The sequence below is a fragment of the Bradyrhizobium sp. Ken01 genome, assembly GCF_055807355.1.
Genome location: NZ_JBVVPC010000013.1, coordinates 82,842 through 99,307, shown reverse-complemented (window position 1 = coordinate 99,307; position 16,466 = coordinate 82,842). Strand labels below are relative to the sequence as shown.

Annotated in this window: 15 protein-coding genes; 8 read left to right on the top strand and 7 right to left on the bottom strand. The window is 63.8% G+C overall.

Annotated features, from left to right (window positions below; genetic code table 11):
* Positions 1 to 203: 203 nt before the first annotated feature.
* Positions 204 to 1,442 carry an MFS transporter gene (locus AC0L3S_RS15410; RefSeq protein WP_473279695.1) on the bottom strand — a complete coding sequence of 413 codons (1,239 nt, stop codon included), beginning with the start codon at positions 1,440 to 1,442 and terminating at the stop codon, positions 204 to 206.
* Positions 1,443 to 1,600: 158 nt separating this feature from the next.
* On the opposite strand from AC0L3S_RS15410, the gene AC0L3S_RS15405 reads away from it, so the two are divergent.
* Positions 1,601 to 2,851 carry a NupC/NupG family nucleoside CNT transporter gene (locus AC0L3S_RS15405; RefSeq protein ID WP_473279633.1) on the top strand — a complete coding sequence of 417 codons (1,251 nt, stop codon included), beginning with the start codon at positions 1,601 to 1,603 and terminating at the stop codon, positions 2,849 to 2,851.
* A 111-nt stretch (positions 2,852 to 2,962) separates the two neighbouring features.
* Here AC0L3S_RS15405 and AC0L3S_RS15400 read toward each other — a convergent pair whose 3' ends face one another.
* The gene (locus tag AC0L3S_RS15400) at positions 2,963 to 4,051 is read right to left on the bottom strand and encodes a threonine aldolase family protein (RefSeq protein WP_473279632.1); all 1,089 of its coding nucleotides are present in this window, start codon (positions 4,049 to 4,051) and stop codon (positions 2,963 to 2,965) included.
* A gap of 27 nt (positions 4,052 to 4,078) precedes the next feature.
* A complete protein-coding gene (locus tag AC0L3S_RS15395; protein ID WP_473279631.1) occupies positions 4,079 to 4,999 on the bottom strand; it encodes an amino acid ABC transporter substrate-binding protein in 921 nt (306 codons plus the stop codon).
* A gap of 155 nt (positions 5,000 to 5,154) precedes the next feature.
* Here AC0L3S_RS15395 and AC0L3S_RS15390 point away from each other — a divergent pair, with 155 nt between their 5' ends.
* Together AC0L3S_RS15390 and AC0L3S_RS15385 are read left to right on the top strand one after the other, a co-directional pair.
* Positions 5,155 to 6,075, top strand: a complete 921-nt coding sequence (locus AC0L3S_RS15390) for a LysR substrate-binding domain-containing protein (protein ID WP_473279630.1) — start codon at positions 5,155 to 5,157, stop codon at positions 6,073 to 6,075.
* 121 nt (positions 6,076 to 6,196) lie between these two features.
* Positions 6,197 to 8,323, top strand: coding sequence for an O-linked N-acetylglucosamine transferase, SPINDLY family protein (locus AC0L3S_RS15385; protein ID WP_473279629.1), 2,127 nt, complete (start codon positions 6,197 to 6,199; stop codon positions 8,321 to 8,323).
* Positions 8,324 to 8,335: 12 nt separating this feature from the next.
* Here AC0L3S_RS15385 and AC0L3S_RS15380 read toward each other — a convergent pair whose 3' ends face one another.
* Both AC0L3S_RS15380 and AC0L3S_RS15375 read right to left on the bottom strand, forming a co-directional pair.
* On the bottom strand, positions 8,336 to 8,875 hold the full coding sequence (locus AC0L3S_RS15380) for a cupin domain-containing protein (protein WP_473279628.1): 540 nt from the start codon (positions 8,873 to 8,875) through the stop codon (positions 8,336 to 8,338).
* Positions 8,876 to 9,026: 151 nt separating this feature from the next.
* The gene (locus AC0L3S_RS15375; protein WP_007602477.1) at positions 9,027 to 9,314 is read right to left on the bottom strand and encodes an usg protein; all 288 of its coding nucleotides are present in this window, start codon (positions 9,312 to 9,314) and stop codon (positions 9,027 to 9,029) included.
* A 378-nt stretch (positions 9,315 to 9,692) separates the two neighbouring features.
* Between AC0L3S_RS15375 and AC0L3S_RS15370 the strand changes: the two genes are divergently transcribed.
* Together AC0L3S_RS15370 and groL are read left to right on the top strand one after the other, a co-directional pair.
* Positions 9,693 to 10,007: a co-chaperone GroES gene (locus AC0L3S_RS15370; RefSeq protein WP_007611913.1), complete on the top strand. Its 315-nt coding sequence runs from the start codon at positions 9,693 to 9,695 to the stop codon at positions 10,005 to 10,007.
* Positions 10,008 to 10,051: 44 nt separating this feature from the next.
* On the top strand, positions 10,052 to 11,692 hold the full coding sequence (groL, locus tag AC0L3S_RS15365) for a chaperonin GroEL (RefSeq protein WP_007602475.1): 1,641 nt from the start codon (positions 10,052 to 10,054) through the stop codon (positions 11,690 to 11,692).
* Positions 11,693 to 11,931: 239 nt separating this feature from the next.
* Here the strand turns inward: groL and lepB are convergent, their stop codons facing one another.
* Together lepB and AC0L3S_RS15355 are read right to left on the bottom strand one after the other, a co-directional pair.
* On the bottom strand, positions 11,932 to 12,678 hold the full coding sequence (gene lepB, locus AC0L3S_RS15360; protein ID WP_473279627.1) for a signal peptidase I: 747 nt from the start codon (positions 12,676 to 12,678) through the stop codon (positions 11,932 to 11,934).
* Positions 12,679 to 12,785: 107 nt separating this feature from the next.
* Positions 12,786 to 13,619 (bottom strand): LysR family transcriptional regulator, encoded by an 834-nt coding sequence (locus AC0L3S_RS15355; protein WP_473279626.1) that lies wholly within the window; start codon positions 13,617 to 13,619, stop codon positions 12,786 to 12,788.
* 132 nt (positions 13,620 to 13,751) lie between these two features.
* Here AC0L3S_RS15355 and AC0L3S_RS15350 point away from each other — a divergent pair, with 132 nt between their 5' ends.
* From AC0L3S_RS15350 to AC0L3S_RS15340, 3 genes are all read left to right on the top strand, one after another.
* Positions 13,752 to 14,345, top strand: a complete 594-nt coding sequence (locus tag AC0L3S_RS15350) for a cysteine hydrolase family protein (RefSeq protein WP_473279625.1) — start codon at positions 13,752 to 13,754, stop codon at positions 14,343 to 14,345.
* Positions 14,346 to 14,358: 13 nt separating this feature from the next.
* Entirely contained in the window at positions 14,359 to 14,997 is a 639-nt protein-coding gene (locus tag AC0L3S_RS15345) for a glutathione binding-like protein (protein WP_473279624.1), read from the top strand.
* A gap of 111 nt (positions 14,998 to 15,108) precedes the next feature.
* Positions 15,109 to 16,461, top strand: coding sequence for a caspase family protein (locus AC0L3S_RS15340; RefSeq protein WP_473258921.1), 1,353 nt, complete (start codon positions 15,109 to 15,111; stop codon positions 16,459 to 16,461).
* Positions 16,462 to 16,466: the final 5 nt, after the last annotated feature.

Here is a 16,466-nt window from a genome sequence, read left to right as displayed (position 1 = left end):
ATTCATCTACGGTATTTCCGCAGTGGTCATTGCGCGCAAAGCTCTCTCCCTCTCCCCGTTCTCCTACGGGGAGAGGGTTGGGGTGAGGGGCTGTTTCAGCAATCACGGTAGCAACTAGACTCGCGGAGAGTCCCCCTCACCCGGAATCCACGCTACGCGCGAATTCCGGCCTCTCCCCGCAAGCGGGGAGAGGCGAAGAGTCCCTACTCCAAGCTCTCCACCCGCCGCAGGCTGGGAAACAGCTTCATCCACAACAGCGCCACTGCAACCGTGCAGACGCCGCCCAGCACGGCAGCCGACATGGCGCCGAACAGTGCGGCGGCAACTCCGCTCTCGAACTGGCCGAGCTGGTTGGAGGCGTTGATGAAGAGGAAGTTCACCGCACCGACCCGGCCGCGCATCTCGTCGGGGGTCGCGAGCTGCACCAGCGAGAAGCGGATCACGACGCTGATCGTGTCGGCCGCGCCAAGAACGGCGAGCGCGAGCACCGACAGCCACATCCAGGACGACAAAGCGAACACGATCGTTGCGATGCCGAACACGATCACCGCCTGGAACATGCGCAGGCCCACATGCCGCGAGACGGCGTGACGGGCCAGCACCATGGTCATCAGCAGCGCGCCGACCGCGGGCGCGGCGCGCAGGATTCCGAGCCCCATCGGACCTGTCTGGAGGATGTCGCGGGCATAGATCGGCAACAGCGCGGTGACGCCGCCGAACAGCACCGCGAACAGATCGAGCGAGATGGTGCCGAGGATCGCCGGATTGCTGCGGATGAAGCGGACGCCGGCGAAAATATTGTCGGCGCCTGCCATATCCTTGGCGATCGCCTGCGGGCGCGGCCGGATGAAGCCGGTCAGGATCATCCCAAAGATCCAGAACAGCACCATCACGGTGTAGGCGAGATGTGGTGCGACTGCGTAGGCGAAGCCGCCGAGCGCCGGGCCGGTAATGGTCGCGACCTGCGCCGCACCGCTGGAGACGGCGGTGGCGCGCTGGAGCGAGCCCTGCGGCGCGATCGCCGGCAGCAGCGCCGCGGTGGTCGGGCTCTCGAACGCGCCGGCAATGCCGAGCACGAAGGTTGCCACGAAAATCTGAACTTCGCTGACCAAGCCGAGATAGGTGATGACGCCGAGATAGAGCGCGGTCGCGGCTTCCACGAGCTGGCAGAGCTGGACCACGCGCTTGCGCTCGTAGCGGTCGGCGGCATGGCCGGCGACGAATACCAGCAGCGCCGTGGGCAGGAATTGCACGAGGCCGACCATGCCGAGGTCGAAGGCCGAGCCGGTGAGATCGTAGATCTGCCAGCCGATCGCGACCGCCGCAATCTGGCTGGAGAAACGCGACAGGCTGCGCGAGAGCAGAAAGAACAGGAAGGCGCGATGGGAGAGGAGCGCGCGGGCACTGACCGGCGGGTTTCCCGATATTGGCTGGTCTGGCATCGCCTGTTCGGTCACGCTCGGACTATCCGGCTCCTGATGTCGACGTGCTCCGCGTGGCTGACGCGGACCTGCTTGTCAACAGCGGGACGCTCCGACAATCTTCCGGCATTGCGTTTGCAACGCAGGGGTGGCCATAATCATCGGGGTTTGGGGACATCATGCTGCGGCTGCAATCGGCACTCGGCGTTTTCGCATTGCTGTTGATCGCCTTGGTCCTGAGCGAGAACCGCCGCGCGGCCTCGCTGCGCCAGGCGGCGATCGGCCTCGTCGCCACCTTCGTCACCGCGATCGTTCTCCTGAAGGTGCCGGTCGTCGCGCGCGCCTTCGGTGCCATCAACGACGCCGTGGGCGCGATTTCGGCGGCCTCGCGCGCCGGCTCCTCCTTCGTGTTCGGCTATGTCGGCGGCGGTCCCCTGCCCTTCGACCTGAAAGCACCGGGTGCCGATTTCGTCCTGGCGTTCCAGGCGCTGCCGATCGTGCTGGTCATGAGCGTGCTGACGACGCTCTTGTTCTATTGGCGCGTGCTGCCGCCGATCGTGCGCGGCATGGCCTGGCTGCTGGAGCGGACGCTCGGCGTCGGCGGCGCGGTCGGGCTCTCGACCGCCGCCAATATCTTTCTCGGCATGGTCGAGGCGCCGCTGTTCGTGCGGCCTTATCTCGTGCAGATGACCCGCAGCGAGTTGTTCCTGGTGATGACCGGCGGCATGGCCGGCATCGCCGGCACGGTGCTGGTGCTGTATGCGACGCTGCTTGCTCCCCTCATTCCTGACGCAGCCGCGCATTTCGTCATCGCCTCGGTGCTGGGCGCGCCGGCAGCGATCCTGGTCAGCCTCATCATGGTGCCCGAAACATCCGACAAGCGCACCGGCGGCGCACTGGAAGAGCCCGAGACGGAAGTCTCCGGCATGATGGACGCGATCGTGAAAGGGACCGGCGCGGGGATCGAGCTGCTGATCAACATCGTCGCAATGCTGCTGGTGCTGGTGGCGCTGGTCTACCTCGTCAATGCGATCTTCGGCCTGCTGCCTGATATCGGCGGCGCCGCGATCTCATTGCAGCGCCTGCTCGGCCTCGTGATGGCGCCGGTGTGCTGGCTGATGGGATTGCCCTGGGATCAGGCCGTCACCGCAGGCAGCTTGATGGGCACCAAGACCGTGCTCAACGAATTGATCGCCTATGTCGACTTCTCAAAGCTGCCGCCGGGCACGCTCGATCCGCGGTCGCGCCTGATCATGCTCTACGCGATGTGCGGCTTCGCCAACTTCGCCAGCCTCGGCATCATGATCGGCGGTCTCGGCGTGATGGCACCGGAACGGCGCGAGGAAATCAACGCGCTCGGGCTGAAGTCGATCGTGTCGGGGACACTGACGACGTGTCTGATGGGAGCGGTGGTGGGGGCGCTGACCTAGTAACGATCTCGTAGCCCGGATGGAGCGCTGCGCAATCCGGGAAGGTGTATCCCCTCGCAAGCAGCGGCCGCGGATTTCGCTTCGCTCCATCCGGGCTACAAGAGACCCGATTCACATCGGCGGATGCTCTAAAACCAAAGCCGCAGCCACGGTGCGAAATGCCCTGACCGCGCGATCAATATCCGCATCATCGATATGGCGATGGGTCACACAACGCAAGCGATGCTTGCCCCAAGGCCTCGCCCTCAGGCCCGCCCTTTCGAGAGCCCCCGACCACACGGCGCTGTCGCGCCCGGAGAGAGAGACATCAACCTGCACGATATTCGTCTGCGGGATTGTCGCGCTGATCTTTGGATGCATCGCGTTCAGCGCATCACTCAGGACTCGCGCGCGCCGGTGATCCTCCGCCAGACGCGGCCCCATGACCTGAACCGCCTCCAGGCCGGCCGCGGCCAGGACGCCGATCTGGCGCTGCGTGCCTCCCAGCATGCGGCGAAACCTGCGGCTGCTGTCGATCACTGCGCGTGGCCCGGCGAGCACGGCACCGGCGGGTGCGCTCAGGCCCTTCGAAAAACACAGAGAAACCGTGTCGCAATGTCTCGCAATTTCGGCCGGCGCCGTTTCAAGGGCGACGGCGGCGTTGAACAGCCGCGCGCCGTCGAGATGCACCGGGACACCGCGGGCCGAGGCCATGGCGTGCACGGCCTGCATATGATCCAGCGGCAATACGGCGCCGCTCGCGTTGTTGTGTGAGGTTTCCATTGCGACAAGAGCGGTCCCGAGCTTGAGCCCTTCGCCCTGCAGGGCATCCTCCAGCAAGTTCAGGTCCATTGCGCCGGCGGTGCCTGAAATTGCGAGGTAGAACTGCCCCGTAAACGTCGCCGCCCCTCGTTCCGAGGTGTACATATGGGCGTTCGATTCCAGCACGATCTGTTCGCTGCGTTGCGACTGCGCCAGCGTCGCCAGCAGATTGGCCATGGTACAGCTCGGCACAAACAGGCCGGCGTCCTTGCCCAACGCCGCAGCTGCGACGGCCTCCAGCTCCTGCACCGTGGGGTCACCGTCCAGCCCGTCATCGCCGAGCGGCGCCGAGGCCATGCGGGCATACATCGCCTCGGTCGGCTTGGTGACGGTATCGCTGCGCAGGTCGATGGGTGGCAACCCGGCGCCCGCCGGACTTGAACCGTGTTGATGTGCCATTGCGAGACCTCTAGAGCGCTTGTCGCGTCATTCGTAGACTGCCGGGTCGCCGGAATCGGTCGGGTTGGCCAGCGCTCGCTTGAGGGCGGCGCTCATCGGGAATTTCAGGTTGAGGCCATGCGGCGGGATCGGTGAATTGAAATATTTGTCGTAGAGCGCCGCAACCTGCCCGCTCTTCATCAGGTCGATCACGGCATCGTCGACCATCTTCTTGAAAGCAGGATCATCCTTGGGTTGGACGATACCATAGGGCGCCGTCTCGAGACTCTTGCTGCCGATCAGGAATTCATCGGGCGTTCTGGACGAGGCGACCGTGGCAAAGGCGAGACCGTCATCGTTGGCAGTACCGGCCACCCGGCCCGTCGACACCAACAAGAAGGTTTCGGCGGTGTCCTTCGCCGGCACCACCGTGATGCCGAGATTGTCCTTGGCGTTGATCAGCGTAATCACCTTGAAAGTCTGGCCGCCGGCCTGGGCGGCGATGGCCTTGCCGCGAAACGAAGCCGGGTCGTTGACATCGACCCCGCCATCCTTGCGCGCGACAAGGACGACCTGCGCAACGAAGGTGGTGGGAGCGAAGGCAACAAGTTTATGCCGCTCGACATTATTGGTCGTGTTGCCGCATTCGAGATCGATCGTGCCGTTGGCGAGCAGCTGAATACGTGTCGCTGAGGTTATGGGGTTGTAGCGAACCTCGAGCTTGGGAAGCTTGAGGGCCGTCTTGATCGCCTGCACCACCTGTTCACAGATTTCCACGGTGTAACCGATCGGCTTCTGGTTGCCGTCGAGATAGGCGAAGGGCACCGAGGTCTCGGGATACCCCAATGTGATCGAGCCGCTCTCACGGATCTTGTCCAGCCTGCCCGCACCCTGGGCCATGGCCTCGCTGGAAAGAAGAACACCAGCGACGGTCGCCGCGGCCAGTGCCTTGATCATCGTCGCTTTCATATGTCCCCTCTTGTCGCGAATGCCTGTGACGCCGTCCACGGGGCGGGTGAGCAACCCCAGGACGGCTCCGTGCGAACAGCTCCGTGCTCTGGACTATCGTCCAAAAGCCCGATCTGATGAAATTCCAGTTTCATACTCTCCTATACGGATTTGATATGGCCACCAGACGCATGGGCCTGAAGCATGTGGAGGCCTTTCGGGCGGTCTTCGTGACGGGATCGATGACGCAGGCGGCTCAGCGCATGCATACCTCGCAACCCCAGATCAGCCGCCTGATCGGACAGCTGGAAGCGATCACACAATTCCCCCTGTTCGATCGCAGTGGCGGCCGCCTCCGCCCGACGGTGGACGGATCGCGCTTTTTCCAGGAGGTCGAGAAGACTTTCATCGGCCTGGCGGGACTGGAGGCCAGCGCAGCCAGCATCCGCTCGTTCGGCATGGGTCGGTTAAGCGTTGCGGCGATGCCGCGCCTGGCCGGCGGGCTGCTGACACGCATCGCGGCTCGCTTCAAGGTGGACTATCCGCATGTGATGATCTCGATCCGATCCGGCACGGCGAGTGCCGTGCACGACTGGGTCAGTTCCGGGCTTTGCGACACCGCATTGGCAATGCTCTACGGCGAGGTTGCGGGGGTGCATGTCGAGCCGGTGCTCAAGACCCGTTGCGTCGCGATCATGCCGAAGGCGCATCGTCTTGCGCAGAAGAAAACGCTACGCCCTGCCGATTTCGCCGACGAGGCCTTCATCTCCTTCGCCACGGGGAGTCCACTCTACGATCGCATCGATACGATCTTCGCGCAGGCCAGCGTCACGCGCCGCATCGTTGCTGAGACCGATCTCGGCGCATCGGTCTGTGCCCTGGTCGCCGCGGGCCTCGGCATCAGCATTATCAACCCGATTGCCGCGCATGACGAAAGCTCTGGCGCGGCTCTGGTCACGCGCCCGTTCAACCCGGCTGTCCCCGTTACGATCGCACTGCTCTATCCACCTTATGCCGCGCGCGCCCGGTTGATCGATGCCTTCAGCGAATATGCTCGCAAGGTCATGAGCGCGGAACTGGGCTATCTCGAGCGGTAGCGGGGCGATCCGCCACCAAGCTTGTGTGAGGCTGGCGCCCCCGGAGCTCCGAGGGAGCGCAGCGCAATCGCGACAATCCTTCCATGTTAATCTCTTCAGGAGATTCGGGTGGACTTGATTCATGAGCAACAGCGCAGGCCAGCGGGCATTTCAAAATGCCCGGCTTCAGAAACGGCAAAAAGCAGAGGTGGGGCCGTTGCTAGCGGGCGCCCTCCAGCTGCATAAGGCAGGACTTCTCCGCGAGGCCAAGACGGCCTATCGCGAACTCCTGGAGCTCGCGCCCAACCAATTCATAGCGCTGCATTTGCTGGGCGCCTTGGAGTCTGAAGCCAAAAACTATCGGCAAGCGCAAGTTCTGCTGAGCCGAGCGGTTGCCGTGGATCCGCGATCTGCCGAAGCTCATACGAGCCTGGGCGTCGCGCTCAACGGGCTAAAACGTCACAACGAGGCCCGCGAGAGCTATCGAAAGGCCCTCGCCTTGCGACCCAACTACGCCTTGGCTTTGTCTAATCTCGGTAACGCGAGCGCGGCCCTGGAGCTTTACCAGGAAGCGCTCGAGAGCTACGACAAGGCGCTCGCAATCGACGGAAAACTTTCCGAAGCCCATAACGGCCGTGGTTGGGCGCTCTGCCGTGTGCGCGCCTATGACGAGGCTATCGCAAGCTTAAACCGCGCGCTATCGATCAAGCCTGACTATGCCTCGGCGCTGTCGACCCGCGCCGTTGCCTTGCGAGAACTTCAGCGATTTGACGAAGCCATGGCGGATTGCAATCGCGCAATCGCGCTTGCACCCGACGACGCGAATGGATGGCTCCGGCGGGCCAGTATCTTGCTCCTGACCCGGCAAGTTGCCGAAGCATTATCCGATTGCGAGAAGGCTCTAGCGACCGATCCCGGCTTCTCTCAGGCCCACAGCCTGCTCGGACAATGTCTCGCGGCACTTGGCCGGGTCGACGAAGCCCTCGCCAGTTTCGACAGAGCTATCGACATCGAGCCTGATCAGAGCACGATCTCGAGCAAGATATTCACCCTCGATTTTATCGCCGACGCCAGCGTTGCGCAGCATCAGCAAGCGCGACATGTATGGTGGGAGCAGATCGGTGCGAAGATCGCCTCGGCAGCGGCGGCAGCGCATGAGAACAGCCGAGATCCGGATCGCCGTCTGGTACTGGGTTATGTCTCGTCGGATTTTCACGCACATTCGGCGGCGTTCATTTTCAAGCCGGTCCTGCAGCACCACGATCGGGCACGATTCGAGATCGTCTGCTACGCGTGTTCAGTGAAAACGGATGCGACGACCCGCGAGTTTCAGGGAATGGCCGATCGCTGGCGCGACGCCTCGCAATGGTCCGACGATCGCCTCGCCGCTCAGATCCGCGCCGATGGCGTCGACATCCTGATCGATCTGTCCGGCCATACCAGCGGAAACCGCCTCGGCGTGTTTGCGCGCAAGCCTGCACCTGTTCAAGCGCATGGCTGGGGCCATGGTACCGGCACCGGGCTGCCAACGATCGATTATCTATTCTCCGACCCCGTCGCGATTCCTGTCGCGGTTCGACATCTGTTTGCGGAGACCATCGTTGACCTGCCGTGCTTTGTGACGCTGGCGCCGCTGCCGGCCGGGATTGCGCGGGCGCCGACGCCGGCGATTGCGAACGGCTTCATCACATTCGGTGTCTTCAACCGCATCAGCAAGATTTCGAACGAGGCGGTGGAAGTCTGGTCCAGGATTCTCGAGCGGGTGCCGGGATCGCGACTGCTGATCAAGGATACTGCGCTGGATGCTCAGCTGGTCCGCGACAATCTGCTGGCGCGGTTTGCCGCTTGCCGTTTACCGGCCGAACGCGTCGATCTGCTCGGAGCCACGTCACGAGACGAACATCTGGCAGCGTTCAATCGCGTCGATATTGGCCTCGACCCATTCCCCCAGAATGGCGGCGTCAGCACGTGGGAAGCATTGCAGATGGGCGTGCCGGTGGTGGCGAAGCTCGGTCACAGCCTGCCGAGCCGTGCTGCCGGCTCCATCCTCACCGCGCTGGGCCTGCCGGACTGGGTCGCGGATAGCGATGAGGCCTATGTCGAAATCGCAGCGAGCCGTGGGTCGCAGATCGGCGAGCTCGATAAGTTGCGCGGCGAACTGCCCGGACAGATCAGGGCTGCCGCCGCCGGCAACCCCGTCTCATACGCGCGAGCGGTGGACGATGCCTATCGCGCGATGTGGAAACGCTATTGCAACGACGGCGGCTGATCTCCGCTTCGCCTACGCCTTCAACTCCACGGTCCTGAACTCCGCCGGCAGGATCACCTCCAGCAGCTCGACGTCGTCCGAATAGTCCAGGATCATGTGCTTGATCTTCGGCGGCTGGGTCCAGGCGCTGCCTTGTTTCATCAGCGTCTCGCCCTCTCCGTCCATATAGGTCTTCACCCAGCCCTTGAGCACGTAGACCATCTGGAATTCGACGTCGTGGAAGTGCAGCTTCGACACCTCGTCCGGATTGCAGGGGCCTTGCAGCCGGATCACGTGCGCCTGCGCGAGCCCGTGGCTCGCGGCGGCGATGCCGAGATCGCGATACTTCGCGTAGGTGCGCAGGCCGTCGGCCTTGAAGTCTTCCTCGCGGTGATGGCTGATGGCGATGCGCTGCTTGGGACGCGCCGGTTTCTTGACGGATGACTTTGCCGTTGTCGTGGGGGCTTTCACCTTCACCGCCTTGCGCGCCGAGGACCGTGCGGCGGGTTTGGCCCCGCTTCGCTTCTTCACCGCCGCCTGCGATGCGCTACGCGATTTTGCTTTCTTGGCCATGGGCGGTCTCCCCTGTCGTTATGGGGAGAGGCTAGCACAGAATGCGAAATCGCAGGGTGGGTTAGCGCTAACGTACCCACTTCTTTCCGCAACCGTTGCAGCATGCAGGGTTACGCTGACGCTAACCCACCCTACAGCACCGCGCTCGCCTTCAATGCAGCCGGAACACGCCGTCCACCGCGCGCAGCTCGGCCGGCTTGATCAGCTTGGAATGCGCGACCGTGACCGAGAATAGCGGACCGTCGAGCTTCTTCTGCCAGAACGCCAGGAAATCCGTCAGCGCGGGAAATTTCGGAAACATGTCGTAGTTCTGCCAGACATAGGTCTGGAGCAGCGAGCGATGATCCGGCATCCGGTAGAGAATTTCGGCCGTCGTCAGCCCGTAACCCAGCACCTGTTTCCGGAAGTCGTCGGAAACAACCCCAACTCGCGAGACCATGCCAACCTCCTTTGCAGGAGCGCATATTCAAGGGATGGCTTTCCGGTACGCGCCCTACGAGCCACCCGGTGGAGATGCGCTCACATGAGTGAAATGTGACGCAAACTGACAATCCATCTCAAGCCCAAAAGTTTAACAAGCTGTTGAAATTCAATGCGTTAGCAGCAGATGCGGCTCCGTGCTAATACGGGCGCTGGCGGCGATTAACGATGGAAAGAGATTTTGGCAGGCGGCGCCTCCGAGTGCTATTTTTCTGCTACAAGCCCTTGCTCCCGCCAAAATCCTGCCTTATCTCAGCTGTGCCTGTGCTAGCACTCGCCGGCACAGACTGCTAACAATCCAAAATTCCCAACTCGTGCAAAAGCTTAGGAGAACTGCATGAATTTCCGTCCGCTTCACGACCGCGTCGTGGTCAAGCGCATCGACGCAGAAGAGAAGACCGCTGGCGGCATCATCATTCCCGACACGGCGAAGGAAAAGCCCTCGCAGGGCGAGATCGTCGCCGTCGGCCCGGGTGGCCGCGACGAAGCTGGCAAGCTGATCCCGATCGACCTGAAGGTCGGCGACCGCGTGCTGTTCGGCAAGTGGTCCGGCACCGAGGTCAAGATCGACAACGTCGACCTGCTGATCATGAAGGAAAGCGACATCATGGGCGTCCTCGACGTCCCCGCTTCCAAGAAGAAGGCGGCCTAAGAGCCCCTCTCTCATCCAGTTAAACACCTAAGGAAAAAATCCAGATGGCAGCTAAAGAAGTCAAATTCTCCGTCGATGCGCGCGACAAGATGCTTCGCGGCGTCGACATCCTCGCCAACGCGGTGAAGGTCACGCTCGGTCCGAAGGGCCGCAACGTCGTGCTCGACAAGTCGTTCGGCGCTCCCCGCATCACCAAGGACGGCGTCACCGTCGCCAAGGAGATCGAGCTCGAGGACAAGTTCGAGAACATGGGCGCGCAGATGGTGCGCGAAGTCGCTTCCAAGTCCGCTGACGCGGCCGGCGACGGCACCACCACCGCCACCGTGCTGGCCCAGGCGATCGTGCGCGAAGGCGCCAAGTCGGTTGCCGCCGGCATGAACCCGATGGATCTGAAGCGCGGTATCGACCTCGCGGTCGAAGCCGTCGTTGCGGACCTCGTCAAGAACTCCAAGAAGGTCACCTCGAATGACGAGATTGCCCAGGTCGGCACCATCTCGGCCAACGGTGACGCGGAGATCGGCAAGTTCCTCGCCGACGCCATGAAGAAGGTCGGCAACGAGGGTGTCATCACCGTCGAGGAAGCCAAGTCGCTCGAGACCGAGCTCGACGTCGTCGAGGGCATGCAGTTCGACCGCGGCTACATCTCGCCCTACTTCGTCACCAACGCCGACAAGATGCGCGTTGAGATGGACGACGCCTACATCCTGATCAACGAGAAGAAGCTCTCCTCGCTGAACGAGCTGCTGCCGCTGCTCGAGGCCGTGGTGCAGACCGGCAAGCCGCTGGTCATCGTCGCCGAGGACGTCGAAGGCGAAGCGCTTGCGACCCTGGTCGTGAACCGTCTCCGTGGCGGCCTGAAGGTCGCGGCCGTCAAGGCTCCGGGCTTCGGCGATCGCCGCAAGGCCATGCTGCAGGACATCGCGATCCTGACCGGCGGCCAGGCGATCTCGGAAGATCTCGGCATCAAGCTCGAGAACGTCACGCTCAACATGCTCGGTCGCGCCAAGAAGGTGATGATCGACAAGGAGAACACCACGATCGTCAACGGCGCCGGCAAGAAGGCCGACATCGAAGCGCGCGTGGCGCAGATCAAGGCGCAGATCGAGGAGACCACCTCGGACTACGACCGTGAGAAGCTCCAGGAGCGTCTTGCCAAGCTCGCTGGCGGCGTCGCGGTGATCCGCGTCGGCGGCGCGACCGAAGTCGAGGTGAAGGAGCGCAAGGATCGCGTTGATGACGCGATGCATGCGACCCGCGCGGCTGTGGAAGAAGGCATCGTCCCGGGCGGCGGCGTCGCCCTGCTCCGTGCCTCCGAGCAGCTCAAGGGCCTGCGCACCAAGAACGACGACCAGAAGACCGGCGTCGAGATCGTGCGCAAGGCGCTCTCCGCGCCCGCTCGCCAGATCGCGATCAACGCCGGTGAAGACGGCTCCGTGATCGTCGGCAAGGTCCTCGAGAACAAGTCGTACGCCTACGGCTTCGATTCGCAGACCGGCGAATATGTCGACCTCGTCAAGAAGGGCATCATCGACCCGACCAAGGTGGTCCGTACCGCGATCCAGAACGCAGCCTCGGTTGCGGCTCTCTTGATCACCACGGAAGCCATGGTCGCCGAGCTGCCCAAGAAGGGCGGCGCCGGTCCGGCGATGCCCCCGGGCGGCGGCATGGGCGGCATGGACTTCTGATCCAGCCATTCCGGCAAACGACAAAATGCGAAACCCCGGCAGCGATGCCGGGGTTTTTGTTTTTGGAGGATCGCTTCGGCCGTCCCACGATCACAGCCCGTAGCCCGGATGGAGCGGAAGCGAAATCCGGGGCACCGTGTCCGGCGCGAGCAGTTCTCCTGGATTGCGCTGCGCTCCATCCAGGCTGCGAACTCAATTCATGCCGGCGCCGCACACCGCCCTAGGAATGACGGTGGGACTCACCACACCTTCCCCAGCCGCTCCATATGCGGCTCGCCCTCCTGGTCGAGCGACCAGAATATCCGCGTCACCTTGCCGACCAGATTGTCCATCGGCACGAATCCGATCGACGACATCACGCGGCTGTCGCTCGAGTTGTCTCGGTTATCACCGAGCACGAAGAAATGGCCCGGCGGCACAGTGTAGACGTCGGTGTTGTCGTAGTAGCCGTTGTCGACGCAGTCTTGCGTGATGTAGGAGGCGCCGTTCGGCAGCGTCTCGCGCCAGCGCTTGGCCTTCGCGCCGTCATCCGCGCCGCAGGTGGAGCCGGCAACCACCGCCTTCAGGGCAACGCGCGTCACCGGGCGGTCGTTGAGGATAAGTTGGCCCTGCCGCATCTGGATGCGATCACCGGGCAGCCCGACCACGCGCTTGACGTAGTCGACCGAGGTGTCCTTTGGCGTCCGGAACACGACGATGTCGCCATGCTCCGGCTCAGTGGCCCGGACACGCCCGGAGATCCATGACGGCGCGAAAGGAAGCGAATAGCGGCCATAGCCATAGGCATATTTTGCGGCGAAGACGTAGTCGCCGACGACCAGCGTCGGTGTCATCGAGCCGGACGGGATGTTGAACGGCTGGAACAGGAAGATGCGAAACAGGAACGGCGGTGACCACAGCACCGGGATCAGAAGGATCAGGATGACGATCGCCTTCCATTCCCGCACCTTGGCCTGCGGGTGGATGGTTTCCTGAAGAGTGGTCATGCGCCTGCCCTGATCAAGCCCGTCGTCGCTGCGAGATTACGCAACCTTCGCGGGCGCGCAATCCCATAACTTGGTCGCGCCGCGCACGGATCGCGTTCACGCCGCAATCAGCCGCGCGCGAGATCGCTGAAGCAGCGGCGGATCCATTCGATGGTGAGCCGCGTCGCCGGATCCCGCTTGAGATGGTTCTGCACCAGCAGCCAGACGTCGCGGCGCCCAGGCAGCAGTGTGGCGCGCAGGCGGCGATCGCCGAGCAAGTCCGCGCAGACCTGCTCCGGCAGCACGCCGGCGGCCTGATGCGCCCGGATCAGGTTATGGATGACGCGAACGTTGTCAGTGACGCAACGCGCGCGGGCCTTCTTCGTGCGCAGGAATTGCATCTCGGGAATGGCACCGAGTTGGTCCGGATAGGCGCACAGCACCGGCTCACCCTCGGTCGTCACAGGCTCGAAATAATACAGGCGGATGTCACCGAGCCTGGAGATCGCGAAGTCGCCCTTGTCGGGCTTGCGCAGCCGGATCGCGAGATCGGCTTCCCAGCGCGAGAACTTGACGTTCTCGCTCGAGGTGAGGAATTGCAGCGTCAGGCCGGGATTGGCGCGCAGGAAGTCGCTCGCGCGCGGCGACAGAACCTCCTCGGCGACCGTGTTGGTGGAGGCGATACGCAGACGTCCCACCGGGCCTGCCAGACTCTCGCCGACGCGACCGATCTCGGCGGCATGTGCGGCCATCGCCTCGACATGCGCCAGCACCGCCTCGCAACTCCGCGTCGGCCGGCGCTGGCCGTCCACCGCATCGAACAGCGGCACGCCGAGATCGCGCTGGATGCGCGCGAGCCTGCGGCCGACCGTGGTCTCGTCGATGCGCAGCCGGGCGCTGGCGCCGGCATAGGTGCCCTCGTCCCTCACCGCGGCGATGATGCGCAGATCGTCCCAGTTCATGGCGATGAGCCTAGCAGGTACGGCGGGCTCCTGCAAATTTGCAGCCATATGCTGCAATAGTCCTGCACATTGGCAGGCCGCCGCCGCGCTAGTGTGGCGCCATCCGATATTCCCCAGGAAGGCCCGACCCGCATGACCGCCCCAAAAACCCTGCTTGAATTGTCCGGCGCCGATCTCACTCCGGCCAGGCTCGCCGATTGCTGCCTCGTCCTGATCGACATCCAGAACGAATATTGCGCCGGCCCGCTCGCCTTGCCGGATGCGGAGCCCGCGATCGCCGCCGCCGCGCGCCTGCTCGCCCGCGCGAGGGCGAGCGGCGCGGCGATCTTCCATATCGCGCACAAGGGACGTGCCGGCAGCCTGTTCGACCGCGAGGCCGCGCGCGGCGCGATCGTCAGGAACGTGGCGCCGCTCGCCGGCGAAGCCGTGATCGAAAAGGCGCTGCCGAACGCTTTTGCCGGCACCGACCTGCAGGTTCGGCTGGCCGCAACCGGACGCACGAACATCGTGCTGGCCGGTTTCATGACCCATATGTGCATCAGCTCGAGCGCCCGCGCCGCGCTCGACCTCGGCCTGCGCACGACGATCGCAGCCGATGCCTGTGCCACACGCGATCTTCCCGACGGCCGCGGCGGAGCGCTCTCGGCAAGGACCATTCACGAGGTCGCCCTGGCCGAATTGTCGGACCGGTTTGCGATCATCGCGCAAACCGAGGCGCTGACCTGAAGGAGCGTGGGCGATGCTGCAACTCTATTTCTCCCCGATGGCCTGCTCGCTTGCGAGCCGCATCGCGCTGATGGAAGCGGGCCTCGACGCGCGCTATCATCCGGTCCATCTCCAGACCAAGCAGGTCGTGGACGACGGCAGCGATTTCTTCGGCGTTTCGCCGAAGGGCGCGGTGCCGGTCCTGGTGCTGGAGAATGGCGAACGGCTGACCGAATGCGCCGCGGTGCTGCAATACATCGCCGATCTGAAGCCTGAGGCAGGCCTTGCACCCGCGTTCGGAGATCCCGACCGGTATCGGCTCCAGGAATGGCTCAGCTTCGTCGGAGCCGAGATCCACAAGGCGTTTTTGTTTCCGACCTTCTGGTACAAGGACGACGCCTCGCTCGCCAAGCCGCGTGCAAGGATCGCGCAGACATTGTCGCTGCCTGCCGCGCATCTGGCGGACCGCGAATTCCTCGTCGGCGACAGCTTCACCGTCGCGGATGCCCACCTCACCTGGGCTTTGCTGCTGCTCCGTCCCGCGGGCGTCGACATCGGCCAATGGCCGTCGTTGTCGGCCTATCTCGCGCGCACGCAGGCGCGACCGGCCGTGCGGGACGCGATTGCGACCGAAATGGCCGTGCGCAAGACGATGGCGGCGAGCCCAGCGTGACAGGATGTCACGGCCGCGAAACCCGAGTGTTTTCTCTGGCAGGGCATTGATGTCGGCGCGGCATGCGCTAATCTGGAGGGATATTTTTCGACATTTCCTTGGAAGGCATTCATGCGTGCTCTTTCCAGATTTTGCCCGGCCGGACTTTGCCTCGCCCTCCTGGCCTGCTGGCTTTCCCTTGCGCCTGCATCGGCGGAAACGCGCGTCGCGCTGGTGATCGGCAACGGCGCCTATGCCAGTACGGCGCAGCTTCCCAATCCGTCTCACGACGCTGAAGACGTCGCCACCTCGCTCAAGCGCAGCGGCTTCGAGGTGCTCCAGGGCATCGACCTGCGCCAGGCCGACATGCAAGACCTGACCATCCGCTTCGCGCGCGCCGCGAGCAAAGCCGACGTCGCCATGTTTTACTACAGCGGCCATGCGATGCAGTACAACGGCGTGAACTATCTGATGCCCGTCGACGCCGTGCTGAGCGACGAAGCCGACCTGAAGCGCTTCGTGCGTGTCGACGACATCGTGAACGATCTGCAGCAGGCCAAGAACCTGCGCATCCTCATTCTCGATTCCTGCCGCGACAATCCGCTGGCCGAAACCTTGAAACGCTCCGCCGGCATGACGCGCGCCGCCTCGATCGGGCGGGGCCTGTCCAAAGTCGAAGCACCGCGCGGCACGATCGTGTCGTTCTCAACCCAGTCCGGGCAGACGGCGGCTGATGGCAACGGCCGCAACAGCCCCTATACGACGGCGTTCCTGAAGCACATCGAGGAGCCGCAGGAGATCGGCGAGGTCTTTCGCGACATCAGCAGCGACGTCTACGACAGTAGCGGCAAGACCCAGTTGCCGGAGCTGTCGCTGTCGATCATCGGCAAGTTCTATCTGAACGGACCGGTGTCGGTCACGGTGACACCAGCGGCGCCGCAAGCCGCCCCCCGGGCTGACCCTTGCGCGGCGGCAGAAGCGCACTGGAAGGCCGCGGACGGCATCGGCACGCTTGGTGCCTACGAGGACCATCTCACGAGATTTCCGAATTGCATCTTCGCCACGCTTGCCAAGGCCCGAATTGAAGGCCTGAAGCAGAAGGTGGCGCTCGCGCCGGCAACCGGCAATCCCCGTAGCACCAAGGACTTCGACGGCAATTGGGACGTGACGTTGAACTGCCCGCCGACCGGCAAGGCGCAGGGCTTCACCCGGGCCCTGTCGGCCACGGTTGCGAACGGCGTCTTTCATGCCGACGCCCAGAGCCAGGGCGCCGTCAACCGCCTGGAGATCGATGGCCAGATCCCCGCGGACGGCAAGACGACTTTGAGCGCGCGCGGCACGACGGGGGCGAGCACCTACACTCTCAACAACCTCGCGCCCGGCTCGCCCTACGCCTTTACGGTGGATGCGCAGTTCGATCGCACCCGCGGCACCGGCAAGCGCAACGAGGCACGCGCCTGCGGGCTGGTCTTCGTCAAACGCTGATCGTG

Bases quoted from the DNA above. Each gene is read 5' to 3' on its own strand.
- lepB (WP_473279627.1), bottom strand. From the start codon at position 12,678: ATGACCACTCTTCAGGAAACCATCCACCCGCAGGCCAAGGTGCGGGAA.
- AC0L3S_RS15395 (WP_473279631.1), bottom strand. From the start codon at position 4,999: ATGAAAGCGACGATGATCAAGGCACTGGCCGCGGCGACCGTCGCTGGT.
- AC0L3S_RS15405 (WP_473279633.1), top strand. From the start codon at position 1,601: ATGCTGCGGCTGCAATCGGCACTCGGCGTTTTCGCATTGCTGTTGATC.
- AC0L3S_RS15350 (WP_473279625.1), top strand. From the start codon at position 13,752: ATGACCGCCCCAAAAACCCTGCTTGAATTGTCCGGCGCCGATCTCACT.
- AC0L3S_RS15390 (WP_473279630.1), top strand. From the start codon at position 5,155: ATGGCCACCAGACGCATGGGCCTGAAGCATGTGGAGGCCTTTCGGGCG.
- groL (WP_007602475.1), top strand. From the start codon at position 10,052: ATGGCAGCTAAAGAAGTCAAATTCTCCGTCGATGCGCGCGACAAGATG.
- AC0L3S_RS15345 (WP_473279624.1), top strand. From the start codon at position 14,359: ATGCTGCAACTCTATTTCTCCCCGATGGCCTGCTCGCTTGCGAGCCGC.
- AC0L3S_RS15355 (WP_473279626.1), bottom strand. From the start codon at position 13,619: ATGAACTGGGACGATCTGCGCATCATCGCCGCGGTGAGGGACGAGGGC.
- AC0L3S_RS15400 (WP_473279632.1), bottom strand. From the start codon at position 4,051: ATGGCACATCAACACGGTTCAAGTCCGGCGGGCGCCGGGTTGCCACCC.
- AC0L3S_RS15370 (WP_007611913.1), top strand. From the start codon at position 9,693: ATGAATTTCCGTCCGCTTCACGACCGCGTCGTGGTCAAGCGCATCGAC.
- AC0L3S_RS15385 (WP_473279629.1), top strand. From the start codon at position 6,197: ATGAGCAACAGCGCAGGCCAGCGGGCATTTCAAAATGCCCGGCTTCAG.
- AC0L3S_RS15375 (WP_007602477.1), bottom strand. From the start codon at position 9,314: ATGGTCTCGCGAGTTGGGGTTGTTTCCGACGACTTCCGGAAACAGGTG.
- AC0L3S_RS15410 (WP_473279695.1), bottom strand. From the start codon at position 1,442: ATGCCAGACCAGCCAATATCGGGAAACCCGCCGGTCAGTGCCCGCGCG.
- AC0L3S_RS15340 (WP_473258921.1), top strand. From the start codon at position 15,109: ATGCGTGCTCTTTCCAGATTTTGCCCGGCCGGACTTTGCCTCGCCCTC.
- AC0L3S_RS15380 (WP_473279628.1), bottom strand. From the start codon at position 8,875: ATGGCCAAGAAAGCAAAATCGCGTAGCGCATCGCAGGCGGCGGTGAAG.